This window comes from Jeotgalibacillus marinus (assembly GCF_040801915.1).
Classification (GTDB): Bacteria; Bacillota; Bacilli; order Bacillales; family Jeotgalibacillaceae; genus Jeotgalibacillus; species Jeotgalibacillus marinus.
Genome location: NZ_JBFMIA010000004.1, coordinates 62,843 through 78,236, shown reverse-complemented (window position 1 = coordinate 78,236; position 15,394 = coordinate 62,843). Strand labels below are relative to the sequence as shown.

Here is a 15,394-nt window from a genome sequence, read left to right as displayed (position 1 = left end):
CGATGAAAAGTATATTAACCGTTAAAGATCTAAATATTTCATTTAACACGTATGCAGGGGAAGTTAAAGCTATTCGTGGTGTCAATTTTGATTTAAAAAAAGGTGAAACACTAGCCATTGTAGGTGAATCAGGCTCAGGTAAATCAGTCACAACAAAATCTATCATGCGTTTATTACCTAAATCGAATTCCGAGATTAAAAAAGGTAGTCAAATTTTGTTTGATGGTAGAAACTTAGCTGATTTATCTGATAAGGAAATGCAGAAAATTAGAGGAAGAGATATCTCGATGATCTTCCAAGATCCAATGACATCATTGAATCCAACAATGAAAATCGGTAAACAGATTGCAGAACCACTAATAAAGCATCAGAAATTTTCAAAAAAACAAGCGATGGAACGAGCTTTGGAGCTTCTGAAACTCGTAGGGCTTCCGCAACCTGAGCGTAGAATAAAACAATACCCACACCAATTTTCTGGTGGTCAAAGACAACGTATTGTTATTGCTATTGCGCTTGCATGCAACCCGCAAGTTTTAATTGCAGATGAACCGACAACAGCTTTGGATGTAACAATTCAAGCTCAAATTTTAGACTTGATGAAGAACCTGCAGAAAAAAATTGATACCTCAATTATCTTCATAACTCACGACCTCGGTGTTGTAGCAAATGTTGCTGATCGAGTGGCTGTTATGTATGGTGGACGTATCGTTGAAGTGGGGACTGTAGATGAAATATTCTATAACCCACAACACCCTTACACGTGGGGATTGATTAGTTCAATGCCTAGCATTGATGCCAATGACGATGAGCTTTTTGTCATACCAGGTTCACCGCCGGACTTGCTTAATCCACCAAAAGGAGATGCTTTTGCAGTAAGGAACCGTTATGCCATGGCCATTGATATGGAAGAAGAGCCACCAATGTTTCAGGTTTCTGAAACTCACTATGCTGCAACGTGGCTTCTACATCCCGATGCTCCAAAGGTAGAACCGCCTGAAGCTGTAAAGCGTAGACAAAGAAAAACTCCTGGCGTGTATAACACAAAAGGGGAGGAGTAATCGATGACAGAGAAATTACTTGAAATAAAAAATTTAAAACTTTATTTTAACAAAAATAAAAGTAACGAAGTACGTGCTGTTGATGATATAACCTTTGATATATTTAAAGGAGAAACACTTGGTCTCGTTGGAGAATCAGGGTGTGGGAAATCAACGACAGGTCGAACGATTATTCGACTATATAATGCTACTGGTGGGGAAGTTCTCTATAAAGGGGAAAACGTCCATGAAGCGAAAAGTAAAGCAAAGACGCTAGAGTTTAATCGTACAATGCAAATGATCTTTCAAGATCCGTATGCATCGCTTAATCCGAGAATGAAAGTCATTGATATTATTGCTGAAGGAATCGATCTTCATGGATTAGCCAAATCGAAAGAAGAGCGCTCTAAAATGGTCTACGACTTATTGCAGACAGTAGGATTGAATCGTGACCATGCTAGTCGTTACCCACACGAATTTTCAGGTGGTCAACGTCAGCGTATCGGTATTGCACGAGCATTGGCAGTAGACCCTGAATTTATTATTGCTGATGAACCAATTTCAGCACTTGATGTATCGATTCAAGCGCAGGTTGTTAATTTGTTGAAAAAACTGCAACGTGAAAAAGGGTTAACATTTCTATTTATTGCCCACGATCTATCGATGGTCAAATATATTAGTGACCGGATTGGTGTTATGTACTTCGGGCGTATAGTGGAACTTACTACAAGTGAAGAACTATATAAAAATCCTCTTCACCCATACACGAAGTCTCTGCTGTCCTCAATCCCATTCCCAGATCCGGATTATGAGCGTAATCGCACTAGGGTGGCTTATGATCCGGCTGACCATGATTACAATGAAGGTGACAATGTAAAAATGCGTGAAGTAACACCTGGGCACTTTGTATTGTGTTCCGAAAAAGAATTTAATGAAATGAAAGCTCAGTCACTTAACACGACTGTGTAAATAGAGTAAATAGCGAAGAGGCCTGTTAAGGTTTCTTCGCTTTTTTTTGTCAAATCTTTATTTTTGGGACATACAGTAGAAAAAGGCTCTTATTTAAACGGGGTGATTGTATCATTCGTCTACTTTGTTATCTACTTGGTCTTTTTATGCTAAGTGTTGGAACGTTACATAGTGCAATCTATTTAAATTTGATTCCTTCTGGCTTTACGGTTACACAGTATTTTCAATTTATTTCAAAACACGTGGAAACTTATGGCATTCCGATTGGTGCTACACTTATTCAGCTTTCTGTTATAAGGAAAAAAAAGACTAGCTGAGAACGCACTCTCAGCTAGCATTAGGTTGATTATTTTCTTTTACGTCCAAGACCCATCGCGTTCTCCATTTTTTTCACCATTTTGCTTGCAACGAAATTTGCTTTTGTAGCACCTTGGTCTAAGATTTCGTCTAGTTCGGTGGATTCCATTAGTGCGTGGTAGCGGTCTTGGATTGGCTTGATGTGTCCAACTACGACTTCAGCAAGATCGCCTTTAAAGTCTCCATAGCCTTTGCCTTCATACATTTCTTCTATTTCTTCAATAGATTTATCAGAGAGAACCGAGTAAATAGAAAGCAGGTTTGAGATGCCTGGTTTGTTTTCTTTATCGTATTTCACGACACCTTCTGAATCGGTCACAGCGCTTTTAATTTTTTTAACGATCTTCCTAGGATCATCAAGCATTGAGATAAATGCTTTTTGGTTTGGATCGGATTTACTCATTTTTTTCAAAGGATCTTGCAACGACATCACACGAGCGCCGGCTTTTGGAATTCTGACTTCTGGAATAGTAAAGATATCATTGAATTTTTTATTGAAACGGTCAGCTAAATCACGAGTAATCTCCAGATGTTGTTTTTGATCTTCACCAACTGGCACGAGATCTGTCTTGTACAACAAAATATCTGCAGACATAAGAGGTGGATAGGTGAGAAGACCAGCTGACACGGCTTCTTTACCATGTGATTTGTCTTTAAATTGCGTCATACGCTCAAGTTCACCGATATAGGCGGTGCATTGTAGCATCCATCCTGCCTGAGCGTGTGCAGGTACTTCAGATTGAATAAACACAGTTGATTTAGAAGGATCAATTCCCACAGCCAAATACATAGCAGCTAAGGATTTCGTGTTTTGACGTAAAGTAAGGCGTTCTTGTGGTACTGTGATTGCGTGTTGGTCTACGATACAGAAAAAACAGTTGTATTCTTCTTGTAAATCAACAAACTGACGCATGGCACCGATATAGTTACCAAGCGTGATCGTGCCGCTCGGTTGAATCCCTGAAAAAATGGTCTTCATAAAAATCCTCCTTTATTAGTCATTCATTTCAAACACAAAAAACCATTCGTTCCCAAACTAAATAAGGGAAGAATGGTACGTTTCCGCGGACCGTCTTTATTGTCGTAAATGATTCGTTCATTTTAACGACTTCTGGATGGTTTATTAAATAAAATAAACCACTCTTTAACGCAAAGTTACGTCTTCAGTTTGCGATGATCTGAACGTACTATTCTTCTTGATTGCCCAATTTTTTATTATAATTTATTATAGACGATTGTTAAGATTGGAATCAAGATCTATTTAAATACATGATGCTGTTCGGTGGTTGAATGGACATATTGTAACAATATTCAACTTTTTCTAAACAGCTTGTATAATGAGTCGTCATTTTTTGTTTAATAAATAATGATAAAGGGTATATAATAGTAGTTGTACTTCATGAATCGTTTACCCCAAGACTAAACCTCATCGAATAAAATCATCATGATTGAAATGTCACTATGTTTAAAGGAGAGTTAGGATGCATTGGTATGAAAAACTAAATGAGTATTTCCCAATTCAAGAAATGAAATCAAAAGAACATATGGAAACACTTTTAAGAGAAAGAAATGACATTTATCATAAAGATGAAAGTGCTAAACACGTTTTGATGTATGCTGAGACAGATAATTTTATCTTTATTGATTATTTATTTGTATCAAGTGAAGCACGTGGAGAAGGATTAGGACGAAAGTTACTTCAACAATTAAAGGATAAGAAGAAGCCTATTATTTTAGAAGTTGAACCTTTAGATTATGATGATACGGACACTGAAAAAAGACTACGGTTTTATAAGCGTGAAGGCTTTGAACATGCCACTTCAATCGGGTATCGCCGCCGTTCGTTAGCAACGAATAAAGTGAATGCAATGGAGATTTTATATTGGGCTCCTAATAATGAGTCAGAGGCTGTCATTTTTGATGCAATGAAGAAAACGTATGAGATGATCCATACATATAAAGATAGAACTTTTTATGGCGATCGTTACGATCCAGTTGATGATGTTTTGAAAAGGGATAAAAATAATGATCGTAATATGCTTGAAGGACTATAATGTTTTCAATCAAATTTTCTAAATGAGAATTTAGCATTTGCTAAAAGGTTTATTCCTCGCGAATTCGGGAATAGTAATAGTACGGAAAGATCTTATGATTGTATAGAGTTCATACAGTAAATATGACAATTTTGTTAAAAGCCTATTTTTTTACTCGGGTATTGTGTATAATAAAATTAATATATCTTTTTAAAACAATTTTAAATAAGGTGTATTTAAAAATAGGTATGACAAGCTCAAATTTTTGATTATAAAAAGGGAGTGTGAATGGTTCATGGTAACTTTGTTCACGTCACCTAGTTGCACATCATGTAGAAAAGCTAAGGCTTGGTTAGAAGATCATGAAATTCCATATATGGAAAGAAACATTTTCTCTGAACCGCTTAGCGTTGAAGAAATCAAAGAAGTTCTTCGTATGACAGAAGACGGTACAGATGAGATTATTTCAACCAGATCTAAGATTTTTCAAAAACTTGATGTGGATCTAGATTCATTACCTCTTCAAGATTTATTCGAATTGATTCAAGCAAACCCTGGATTACTTCGCCGTCCGATTATCATGGATGAGAAAAGGCTACAGGTTGGCTACAATGAAGATGAGATTCGACGATTCCTTCCTCGTAAGGTTCGTACATTCCAGCTTCTTGAAGCCCAAAGAATGGTTAACTAGCTACCACCAATATAAAGGCTTGTCCCGCAAGTGACCCACGGGACAAGCTTTTTTTCTTGATTTACTCGTACTTGTTTATAAATTGAGACAAATCGAATACTTGAATTTACATACTGAATGGTCTACACTCTAGAAACAATAGGTTCTTAAATTATGTTTAAACAAATGGACAGAATATGATTTCCCTTTGTCTGTTCTTTGTCATACAATAAATATAGAAAGATCACCCTATCGTCAAACTCAATTCATTATGCTAGGCCTATGATTAGGGGGGGATTCCCTTCATCCAACACATAGGAAGGGAGAGTTAAATAATGGAAATAGAACGCATAAATGATCATACAGTGAAGTTTTACATTTCTTACGGTGATATTGAAGATAGAGGTTTTGACCGTGAAGAAATCTGGTACAATCGTGATAAAAGTGAAGAACTCTTCTGGGAAATGATGGATGAAGTGCATCAGGAGGAAGACTTCGCAATTGAAGGTCCTCTTTGGATACAAGTCCAGGCTCTCGAAAAAGGGTTGGAAATACTCGTTACGAAAGCTCAAGTGACGAAAGATGGACAGCGCTTTGAGTTGCCAATCCCTGAAGATAAACAACGAGATGGATCTGTAAGTGATCAAATTGAAGAGTACCTGGAAGAGCATTTTGAGATGGAAGAATCGGAGGACTATGATATTCTTGATTTCACCATGAAGTTTAAGGATTTTGAAGACTTGATTTCTTTGTCTAAGCGTTTCGACCATGAACAATTGATAACGAAATTGTATGCATTTGAAAATGTTTACTATTTATTTGTGGAATTTGCAGAAGACCTCTTTGAAGAAAACGATGTGGAAAATATTTTAAGCGTTTTACTGGAGTACGGTTTAGATACACAAGTAACCGTGCATCGCCTAGAAGAATACGGTAAAGTTGTCATGAAAGAAAAAGTGTTTGAAAACGTTCGTAACTATTTTTCATAATTCGTAACCCTTTGAGACCTTGTCTTGAAGGGGTTTTTTATTACATGCTGAGGAAATTTGAAATTTTTTTAGAAATGTTAAAGGAAATTCTCTCTACGTGTCGAATAGCGTAAAGAGGAGGTGGTCTATATTTTACAAGCCCTTAATGACCGTGAGGAATTGGTCCTGCTAGATGGGAAAAAATCTCGTGAATGCTTACGCTCAGAAAATGTTTCGACAAAATTCTATTGCCCTCAATGTCATGGTGAAGTCAGAATGAAAGTTGGTTTCGTCAAAATTCCCCATTTTTCTCACATATCACGATCCACATGCGAATCATTTAGCGAACCTGAATCGGCTATTCATCTTCAAGCGAAGCAGCAATTATACGAATGGTTAAAAGGCAGTCACATGGTAGTGGAGATTGAAAAAACGTATTGTAACCTTTCACAGCGAGCAGATGTTTCAGTGGTGCATGAAGATCACGAATATGCCATTGAATTTCAACGATCTCAGCTTGCTCAGGAACACTGGAATCATCGAACAAATGGCTACAAAACACATAACATTATTCCTTTTTGGTTACTCTCCACTGATTGCATCTCTCCCACATTAAATCAAATCACTTTATCAGCCTTTCACCAGCTATTCATTCGATATTCAGAAGCACTACATCAGTTTTTTCTCTTAACGTACGATGTTCAATCACATTCATTTGTAATCTTAGAACATTTACTGCCGCTTACAAAAAATAAATTCTTCTATACAAAATCAACATATGAGATTTCTTCTCTCGAATTCCCACAGTTTCCGTTAACTTCCCCTAAACTAACGGCTTCAACCTTATATACATTTCGTTCTTATTGCGCCAGATGGTGTGGAGATCGAGTGCGATATGGGAAAGGGCAGCGCGACCCATTATTATGTGATTTTTATAAAGAAAAACAATCGATCCAACTCATTCCTCCATGGGTAGGCTTGCCTCTGCGACAGGGGATGTATTTAAAAACCTCGCCTGTTGAATGGCAATCTTATGTTTTCCTTCTTTTACGAAAGGCACTTAAAAGGGAAAGAAGCATTCATTTACTAGAAGCGGTTGACACGATTACACAATGTCTAAATCAAAAAAAACTTGAACTGAGGGTAATGCAAACACCAGCTTATAAGGATAAAATTAGACTAGTCATAAGTGAATATTTTGACCTACTTGGAAAGCTTCATATTGTGATGAAGGAAAATGATCGATATATGTTAACGAAAAATCAGCAGTATACATGTATTGATCATATTGCCCATAAGAAAGAAGTATATTCGCAGTTTTGGAAAAATGCAGCACCGGTTGTCATCGAACATTTCAATTCAGTAAGTGAAAAAAGTTGCAAGAATAGTTAAAAAGAGAGAAGATAAAGAAAGTTTAAGAATAAACGAGGAGGGTCACAATGTCAAAAGACACAGTAGTGAAAAAATTGAAAGAACGTAGTCAAGTTCAGGAAGATCAAACGTGGAGATTGGAAGATATTTTCGCTTCGGACAAATTATGGGATGACGAGTATAAAGAACTACAAGAGGAAGCGAAGAAAGCGAAAGAAGTGAAAGGGACACTTGGTGAAAGTGCCGATCATTTTTATAATGCTTTAAAGCTACAAGATGGAATTATGGAACGTTTAAGTAGACTTTATACATATTCGCACATGCGTTATGACCAAGACACGACAAATTCGTTTTACCAAAGCTTGGATGACCGTGCGAAAAATTTAGTGACTCAGATTAGTAGTGCATTTGCTTTTATGCTTCCAGAAATTTTATCAATTGAGGAAGAAAAAATTGAATTTTTCCTTGAAGAAAAGAAAGAGCTTCAATTATATCGCCATGCATTAGAAGAAATTAACGCGCAACGTCCTCACGTGCTATCTGCAGAACAAGAGTCTTTACTCGCTAAAGCTGCGGAAGTGATGGGCGCGTCAAGCAATACATTTAGCATGTTAAACAATGCAGATCTTGAATTCCCGACGATTGAAGATGAAAATGGTGAAACAGTACAAATTACACATGGTAATTATATCAACTTTTTAGAAAGCGAAGATTCACGTGTGCGCAGAGATGCTTTCAAAGCAGTGTATAAAACGTATGGAAGTTTTCGCAATACATTTTCAACAACACTGAGCGGACAAGTAAAATATGACAACTTTTCAGCACTTGTAAGAAACTATGACTCTGCTCGTCATGCAGCACTTTCAAACAATAGCATTCCAGAAACGGTCTATGACAACTTAGTTAATACAGTAAATAAAAACCTTCATTTACTGCATCGTTATGTGAAATTACGTAAAAAGATTCTTGGTCTAGATGACCTCCACATGTATGATCTGTATACACCACTTGTAAAAGATGGAAAAATGAAAGTGCAATACGAGGAAGCAAAAAATTTAATGCTAAAAGGGCTTTCACCACTTGGGGAAGATTATAAACGCGTGGTAGAAGAAGGATTAAATAACCGTTGGGTTGATGTAGAAGAAAACAAAGGGAAACGCAGCGGGGCTTATTCCTCGGGTACTTATGGCACGAATCCATACATTTTAATGAACTGGCAGGATAATGTGAATAATTTATTTACTCTTGCGCATGAGTTTGGTCATAGTGTTCATAGTTATTATTCACGTGAAACCCAGCCTTATCCATATAGCGGCTATTCGATTTTCGTTGCAGAAGTTGCTTCTACATGCAACGAAGCTTTGTTGAATGATTACCTGTTAAATACAATCGACGATGAGAAAAAACGGCTGTATATCTTGAACCACTTCCTAGAAGGTTTTCGTGGGACTGTCTTCCGCCAAACGATGTTTGCAGAGTTTGAGCATATTATCCATCAAAAAGCTCAAAACGGTGAAGCGTTGACTGCTGATGCACTGTCAGAAGAATACTACAAATTAAATAAGAAATATTTTGGTGAAGACATTGTTATCGATGAGGAAATTGGTCTTGAATGGGCAAGGATTCCTCACTTCTATTATAATTATTACGTCTATCAGTATGCTACTGGCTATAGTGCTGCTACGGCCTTAAGTAAGCGAATTCTTGAAGAAGGAGAGCCTGCAGTTGAGCATTATGTAAATGAGTTCTTAAAAGCTGGAAGCTCTGATTATCCAATTGAAGTATTGAAAAAAGCAGGGGTAGACATGACTACGTCTGCACCAATTGAACAAGCATGCAAAGTGTTCGAAGAAAAGTTAAACGAAATGGAAGAATTATTAAGTAAATAAATTATAAAGAAAGGGATGATCACGTTGCGTAAGCAATGGTTCATCCCTTTAGTATTTTCGTTTGGAAAAAGATGAAGGACCACGATATCGCTTTCCCATTGTTATCCAAATAACAAATGAAAATAGTAAGGTGAATAAAATAAGAGAAGAAAGAATCAATGGGAAAATTTCTAACAAGGCGAATAAATGTAAAATGAATGCAGCAAAAATCGCAATCAACCATATAATTCCAAACCATTTTCTCATGAGGAATTCCTCCTTACTCTGCTATCGTCTTGCTTGTTTAATTATATTCGAGTATTCACTTGTCATACTTGTAAATACATGATAAAATGAATCTGTGAAGTTGATCACAAAAAACATATACCCCTTTGTTTAACCGTGATAATTTCTCCCATCCCCTTTGTTCGTAAAGAAAAGCCCCCATCATTGTGATGGGGGCTTTTCTGCAAATATTAATTTAAGTGGTGGGGAATTTATTTTGTGGGATGTGACGCCAAAACGTTTCATTCTTAGCATTTATCGGTTCTACTTTTTGTTGAAACATGCGCTTTTTAAGTTCTTTTTCTGCTTCTTGGATCGAAAGGTTATAAATGATAGCGACTTCTGGTGTCGCGACTACTTTAAAGCGTTCTAAAAATTGATCGATTGTTGGAAGCTCCTTTTTTTGAGGTTTCTCTAACAACATTTCTTCAACAATTTGTACATACACTTCATATGGATAAACTCCGTCGATTTTAATTCCTTCATCTTCTATGTTTTCATTGAAAAAAACAAGTGTTGGCGTTTCTTCCACATCCATTTCAGAGGCGATTTTAACATCACATTGAAAAGCTTTGGATGCTGTTACGGAATGAATATCTTGAACAAACTCATCTAGATCCAAGTTGGCTTCATTTGCACATGATTGTAATACTCGGAAATCAGAAATATCTAGTTGCTCAATAAATAATTGCTCTTGTAGAGATCGTAAAAATCGATTTCCAGCCCGTTTACCTTGAAGTTCCGCGGCTTTAATCGCAACGGAAACAATAAATGGCGAATCGATAGGGTGATTCGAAGTCCGAAGAGAGCCATTACAGTACATACCTGATCTAGTTACAGGATATTCCTCATTTCGCGCGAGTGCTGACCGTTTTTTATTTAAAGTTGAAAGTGTTCCACTTAAAACGTGTTTAATACGAATGTATGGTTCATACTCCATCATTAATTTCTTCATTATAGGTCTTAAAGCCCAGCACTTGGGGCAAATTGGGTCTACAAAGAGGTAGATTTCCAGTGGCTTTTGTTCCACTGCCTGCCTATCTGTATCCGTCCAATATTTTGCAGTCAATCTTCATCACCCTCTGCTTTACCTTGAGTATTAATCATATGCTGAGCGGTCAATGAAAGTCGATGAAACAGGGCATCTCTTAGTTCGCCTTCCAGCCCCACTTCATCCATAGCAATATCCATGCAGCTAAGCCATGCTTTTGCACGCGTAGGTGTGATTTCATGCGGGATATGCCTTGCTCGTAGCATCGGATGTCCATGTTCATTCGTATAAAGAGCTGGCCCTCCTAAGTATTGAGTGAGAAACTGCTCTTGCTTACGAATGGTTTCGGTAAAATCGTCAGGAAATATACTTATAAGTTCAGGATGATCTGCAACCTGATGATAGAAAGCATGGACTAGAGCTGAAAGCCTTTCTTCACCTATCACCTCATAAGGTGTTGGGGGTTGACCAACCATAGACAATAACTCCTTTGTTCTTGAAATGTAACTTTATTGTAGCAACGGACGATCTTTTTCTCAAATATATTGACTTAAAAAAGGTTTAATTGTAAAAAATACCACCGTTGTTCTTGCTGAGAACTAGCCAATACTGTTTATGCACGGTAGCTATCCATTACTTGACGGACGTAATTGGTTGTTTCTTTGAATGGTGGGATACCGTTATATTTATCGACATTCCCGGGACCTGCATTATAAGCTGCAAGTGCAAGCTCAGGATCTTGATTGTAGCGATTCAACATATCACGTAAATACCTAGTGCCTGCATAAACATTTTCTTTTGGATCGAATATATTTTCTACTCCTAGCCACGTTGCAGTTCCAGGCATAAGCTGCATCAATCCTGAGGCACCCGCGTGGCTAACGGCTGAGGGGTTAAAATTAGATTCATGTTTAATTACGGAACGAATAAGTTCTTCAGGGACATCGTATGTAGTAGCCGCACTAGCAATAATGTGATCAATTGAACCAGTGCTTGTCTCGCTTGTTGTTAATTCATTTACTGAATTTAGTAATGGTTGTTGAAAAAGCCCTACTTCCATTTGGTTATTAACGGTTGGCAATGTGTAAATAGGAGTTGAATTTTGTTCAATTAACGTTGCAACGGACCCAAGCTGGTTTGCGTTTGAGCCAGAATTTATTGTGTTCTGCATAATTTGGTTAAATAAATCAGGCTGGTCAAGTGTTTGAGTATTGGTATTTGATCCGAACGATCGAAGTGTTTGGATTTCAAGTATTTTTTTCATCGCATCAACATTCATCATTAGTCTCCTCATCCATTACATTTGAGTTTGTCGTATTTTTTCTTTATAAAACCTCTCTATTTTACTATCGGTTTCTCGAAGCGGAATTTTGTAGGATGAAAGTAACTTTATGAAGGACTGTTCGCCTTCAGTGCGATTCGTCACTTCATATTCAAGTTCAAAATCTTCTTCAGTGAAATAGTGGCTATGATCCATAACAAGTAGTCCGTTTTCATACGGTACCTCAACTCGCTTTGTATTTAAGCTACCGAAATGAACGATTTTATGCGTGGGGATGTTCATCAGTAAGAGCAAATCACACACTTCACCTGACACCAACTCTCCACCCATCATCATGTCATTGGCCGCGATCGAATGAATGGCTTGGTGCGTTTCTAAAATGCCTTCTTCAACAGGTTGTTTTAATGTAAGTTGATAGGTACCATTTTTTTCTCGAATACGTAGGGCAGCGCCTTTTTCTTTTAAATGAAACAAAGGCGTATCAAAGTAATGATTTTCCTGTGTAATGATTTCTTGACTCGGAAAATGAAAGGAAGTTCGCAAACGTACATATTCTTCTTTTGTCAGTAGGTTTTTAAATTCAATTTCAAGCTCTTGTGACATGTGCTTCGCTCCTTTAACTTTACCTACAACTATTATCTACTCTTTTTTCTTCTTCTGCAATGCCAAGGTGAAAGAGAAGGGGGGGATATGATAAGATGGAAAAGACGATAATTTGGAAGGGGCTTTTGGCTTATGAGAAAAAAAGTTTGGCTTAATCAAGCAGCAGTTCTTAATGATCAGCTTATTTTACAAGGTGAGGCGACCGATAATATTGGTAACCTTTCACCGAGCGGTCAAATGCTTGTAGATTCTGACGAGTTAGCATTTGTTTATCTCGCTGAAGAAGGCGATAATTATACATATTTATATATCCCTGATTTCATTTGGCAGGATATAAAAAATTCGATAGATAAAAATCAAGAAATCTTCGTTCATGTTGGAGAAAATAAAGTACCACTTATTCAAATAAAAGATGAAATCGAGTATTTAGTTTTTAATATCGAGGGTAATAGCAACTATGGTGAGACTATGGTTGAAAAGGTAGAATCAATTTTTTTAACAACACACGAATAATGTCTAAATAGATGCTCAACATTCCAAAAATGCTGAGGTGATGAGAATGAACCACTGGGATGCTTTTCTAGAACCATATAAACAAGCAGTAGATGAATTGAAGATAAAATTAAAAGCAATGAGAACACAATTTCAGTTACAACATTCTCATTCCCCAATTGAATTTGTCACAGGGCGTGTTAAGCCAATCGCAAGTATTTTAGATAAAGCAAGTGAAAAAATGGTGCCACTCGAGAGCCTTGCAACTGAAATGCAGGATATCGCAGGTATGCGTATGATGTGTCAATTTGTAGATGACATAGAACGGGTAGTGGAATTACTCCGGCAACGAAAAGATTTCATCGTAGTAGAAGAAAAAGATTACATATCACATAAAAAACAAAGTGGATACCGTTCCTATCACGTTGTTATAGAGTACCCTATCCAAACCATCGATGGTGAAAAGAGAATTTTAGCCGAAATTCAAATTCGAACACTTGCAATGAATTTTTGGGCAACGATTGAACATTCGTTAAACTATAAATATCAAGGTCAATTCCCTAAAGATATCCAGGATCGATTGCAACGCGCAGCAGAAGCGGCATTTCGTCTAGATGGAGAGATGTCAGAGATACGAGAAGAAATTCAAGAAGCTCAAGCCTTTTTTCAAGAAAAGAAAGAGGACCAGGTAAAAGAAAAACGAAAAGTACAATCGGAACGAAGGCGTGGCTATGATGATCGTCTAGATGAAGGAGGCAAACACTCGTGAAATTTGCTATTACATCCAAAGGAGACGCAAAGTCAAACGCCCTCATGCATAAAATGAGAACGTACTTAAAAGATTTTAACTTGGAGTACGATGAAGAAGAGCCTGAAATTGTTATATCTGTTGGCGGTGACGGAACGTTACTTTATGCATTTCATCGTTACAGCTCCCGCCTATCTAAAACTGCGTTTGTTGGTGTGCATACCGGTCATCTAGGATTTTATGCAGACTGGGTACCAGATGAGATTGAAAAGCTCGTTATTGCAATTGCGAAGACACCGTATCAAATTATTGAATATCCTCTTATTGAGGCTATTGTTCGGTACAAAAATGGCAGTCGTGAAACGCGTTATTTAGCGTTGAATGAATCCACAGTAAAAAGTGTAGATGGAACACTTGTAATGGATGTTGAAATTCGAGGAGAGCATTTTGAAGTGTTCAGAGGTGATGGCCTTTGTTTATCAACCCCTTCAGGGAGCACTGCATACAATAAAGCGCTAGGTGGTGCGATTATTCATCCATCATTGCCTTCAGTTCAATTAGCTGAAATGGCTTCAATTAATAACCGAGTGTTCCGTACGGTAGGGTCACCGCTTATTATGCCTGCTCACCACACCTGTATGCTAAAACCTGTGAATCGGTCAGACTTTTTGATTACGATTGACCATTTAACTTTAGTGCATAAAGATGTAAAATCGATTCAGTACCGAGTGGCGGATGAAAAAATACGTTTTGCGAGATTCAGACCTTTTCCATTTTGGAAGAGAGTACACGACTCATTTATTGATGGGTAAGGAGAAGATATGAACGAAAGATTTACCATGCAATGGGTTGTTGAAGCCAATGAAGACAAACTATTATTACGAGATTATTTAAAGCAAAAAAACATTTCAAAACGTGCGTTAACGGGCGTAAAGTTCGGCGGTGGGGAAATAGAGGTGAATGGACACGTAGCAACCGTACGAAAAAGCTTAACGCAGGGTGATGTCGTAAAAATCACTTTTCCTTGTGAAAAAAGAAGTGCAACGTTGATTGGTGAAGAGATTCCATTAAAGATTCTTTACGAAGATGAAGCGATCTTGGTGATTAATAAGCCTCCGTTTATGAATACAATTCCGTCCAGAGAGCATCCAAACGGAAGTATCGCGAATGCAATCATCGGACATTATACGAATCATAATTATCCCAGTGCTGTTCATATTGTTACGAGGCTCGACCGGAATACGTCTGGTTTAATGCTCATTGCCAAGCATTCTCACGCACACCACATCCTGAGTAAAGATCAGCAAAGAGGCGATATTATTCGTACATATCTAGCGATTGTCCACGGAGTAGTGGATCCATTAAGTGGTGTTATTAAAGAACCGATCGGACGTAAAAATTCGAGCATTATCGAACGAGAAGTACGAGAAGATGGTCAACGAGCGATCACTCATTACGAGGTGAAAAAAGTTTTTGGCGCATCATGCCTCGTCGGCTTAAAACTTGAAACAGGCAGGACGCATCAAATACGTGTTCATATGAGACATATCGGTCATCCGATTGTAGGAGATGACTTGTATGGAGGGAAAGTTGACCTTATGGCTAGACAAGCACTTCATTGTGCTGAGCTGCAACTTTTACACCCCAATACAGGTGAGTATGTCTGCTTTAGAGAGGATCTACCAGACGATATGAAAAACTTTTTGAACAATTAAAAATG

Annotated in this window: 18 protein-coding genes; 12 read left to right on the top strand and 6 right to left on the bottom strand. The window is 37.6% G+C overall.

Annotation, left to right across the window (positions count from 1 at the left end):
• The first annotated feature begins 2 nt into the window (after positions 1-2).
• The 3 genes from AB1471_RS07265 to AB1471_RS18575 are packed head-to-tail and all read left to right on the top strand — an operon-like array spanning position 3 to position 2,323.
• Entirely contained in the window at positions 3-1,058 is a 1,056-nt protein-coding gene (locus AB1471_RS07265; protein ID WP_367779081.1) for an ABC transporter ATP-binding protein, read from the top strand.
• A gap of 3 nt (positions 1,059-1,061) precedes the next feature.
• A complete protein-coding gene (locus AB1471_RS07260) occupies positions 1,062-2,006 on the top strand; it encodes an ABC transporter ATP-binding protein (RefSeq protein ID WP_367779080.1) in 945 nt (314 codons plus the stop codon).
• A 53-nt stretch (positions 2,007-2,059) separates the two neighbouring features.
• Positions 2,060-2,323, top strand: coding sequence for a YuzI family membrane protein (locus AB1471_RS18575; protein WP_496350330.1), 264 nt, complete (start codon positions 2,060-2,062; stop codon positions 2,321-2,323).
• Between the two features lie 29 nt (positions 2,324-2,352).
• Here the strand turns inward: AB1471_RS18575 and trpS are convergent, their stop codons facing one another.
• Positions 2,353-3,342 carry a tryptophan--tRNA ligase gene (gene trpS / locus AB1471_RS07255; protein WP_367779079.1) on the bottom strand — a complete coding sequence of 330 codons (990 nt, stop codon included), beginning with the start codon at positions 3,340-3,342 and terminating at the stop codon, positions 2,353-2,355.
• Positions 3,343-3,844: 502 nt separating this feature from the next.
• Between trpS and AB1471_RS07250 the strand changes: the two genes are divergently transcribed.
• From AB1471_RS07250 to pepF, 5 genes are all read left to right on the top strand, one after another.
• Complete coding sequence (locus AB1471_RS07250) at positions 3,845-4,417, top strand: GNAT family N-acetyltransferase (protein WP_367779078.1); 573 nt, start codon at positions 3,845-3,847, stop codon at positions 4,415-4,417.
• 274 nt (positions 4,418-4,691) lie between these two features.
• The gene (spxA, locus tag AB1471_RS07245) at positions 4,692-5,087 is read left to right on the top strand and encodes a transcriptional regulator SpxA (RefSeq protein WP_367779077.1); all 396 of its coding nucleotides are present in this window, start codon (positions 4,692-4,694) and stop codon (positions 5,085-5,087) included.
• Positions 5,088-5,401: 314 nt separating this feature from the next.
• Complete coding sequence (mecA, locus tag AB1471_RS07240) at positions 5,402-6,055, top strand: adaptor protein MecA (RefSeq protein ID WP_367779076.1); 654 nt, start codon at positions 5,402-5,404, stop codon at positions 6,053-6,055.
• Positions 6,056-6,175: 120 nt separating this feature from the next.
• Entirely contained in the window at positions 6,176-7,426 is a 1,251-nt protein-coding gene (locus tag AB1471_RS07235) for a competence protein CoiA (protein ID WP_367779075.1), read from the top strand.
• 47 nt (positions 7,427-7,473) lie between these two features.
• Positions 7,474-9,294, top strand: coding sequence for an oligoendopeptidase F (pepF, locus tag AB1471_RS07230; RefSeq protein WP_367779074.1), 1,821 nt, complete (start codon positions 7,474-7,476; stop codon positions 9,292-9,294).
• Positions 9,295-9,342: 48 nt separating this feature from the next.
• Here the strand turns inward: pepF and AB1471_RS07225 are convergent, their stop codons facing one another.
• From AB1471_RS07225 to AB1471_RS07205, 5 genes are all read right to left on the bottom strand, one after another.
• Positions 9,343-9,540, bottom strand: a complete 198-nt coding sequence (locus tag AB1471_RS07225) for a hypothetical protein (RefSeq protein WP_367779073.1) — start codon at positions 9,538-9,540, stop codon at positions 9,343-9,345.
• Between the two features lie 214 nt (positions 9,541-9,754).
• Positions 9,755-10,627 (bottom strand): ClpXP adapter SpxH family protein, encoded by an 873-nt coding sequence (locus AB1471_RS07220; RefSeq protein WP_367779072.1) that lies wholly within the window; start codon positions 10,625-10,627, stop codon positions 9,755-9,757.
• On the bottom strand, positions 10,624-11,025 hold the full coding sequence (locus tag AB1471_RS07215) for a globin domain-containing protein (RefSeq protein ID WP_367779071.1): 402 nt from the start codon (positions 11,023-11,025) through the stop codon (positions 10,624-10,626). Before AB1471_RS07215 ends, AB1471_RS07220 begins: the two co-directional genes overlap by 4 nt.
• A gap of 137 nt (positions 11,026-11,162) precedes the next feature.
• Positions 11,163-11,828: a lytic transglycosylase domain-containing protein gene (locus AB1471_RS07210; RefSeq protein ID WP_437342346.1), complete on the bottom strand. Its 666-nt coding sequence runs from the start codon at positions 11,826-11,828 to the stop codon at positions 11,163-11,165.
• An 18-nt stretch (positions 11,829-11,846) separates the two neighbouring features.
• Positions 11,847-12,434 carry a CYTH domain-containing protein gene (locus tag AB1471_RS07205; protein ID WP_367779069.1) on the bottom strand — a complete coding sequence of 196 codons (588 nt, stop codon included), beginning with the start codon at positions 12,432-12,434 and terminating at the stop codon, positions 11,847-11,849.
• 132 nt (positions 12,435-12,566) lie between these two features.
• Here AB1471_RS07205 and AB1471_RS07200 point away from each other — a divergent pair, with 132 nt between their 5' ends.
• From AB1471_RS07200 to AB1471_RS07185, 4 genes are read left to right on the top strand one after another with little or no spacing between them, the layout of a single operon-like run.
• A complete protein-coding gene (locus AB1471_RS07200; protein WP_367779068.1) occupies positions 12,567-12,947 on the top strand; it encodes a UPF0738 family protein in 381 nt (126 codons plus the stop codon).
• Between the two features lie 46 nt (positions 12,948-12,993).
• On the top strand, positions 12,994-13,695 hold the full coding sequence (gene yjbM / locus AB1471_RS07195) for a GTP diphosphokinase (RefSeq protein WP_367779067.1): 702 nt from the start codon (positions 12,994-12,996) through the stop codon (positions 13,693-13,695).
• Complete coding sequence (locus tag AB1471_RS07190) at positions 13,692-14,486, top strand: NAD kinase (RefSeq protein ID WP_367779066.1); 795 nt, start codon at positions 13,692-13,694, stop codon at positions 14,484-14,486. Before yjbM ends, AB1471_RS07190 begins: the two co-directional genes overlap by 4 nt.
• A 9-nt stretch (positions 14,487-14,495) precedes the next feature.
• Complete coding sequence (locus AB1471_RS07185) at positions 14,496-15,389, top strand: RluA family pseudouridine synthase (RefSeq protein ID WP_367779065.1); 894 nt, start codon at positions 14,496-14,498, stop codon at positions 15,387-15,389.
• Positions 15,390-15,394 lie beyond the last annotated feature (5 nt).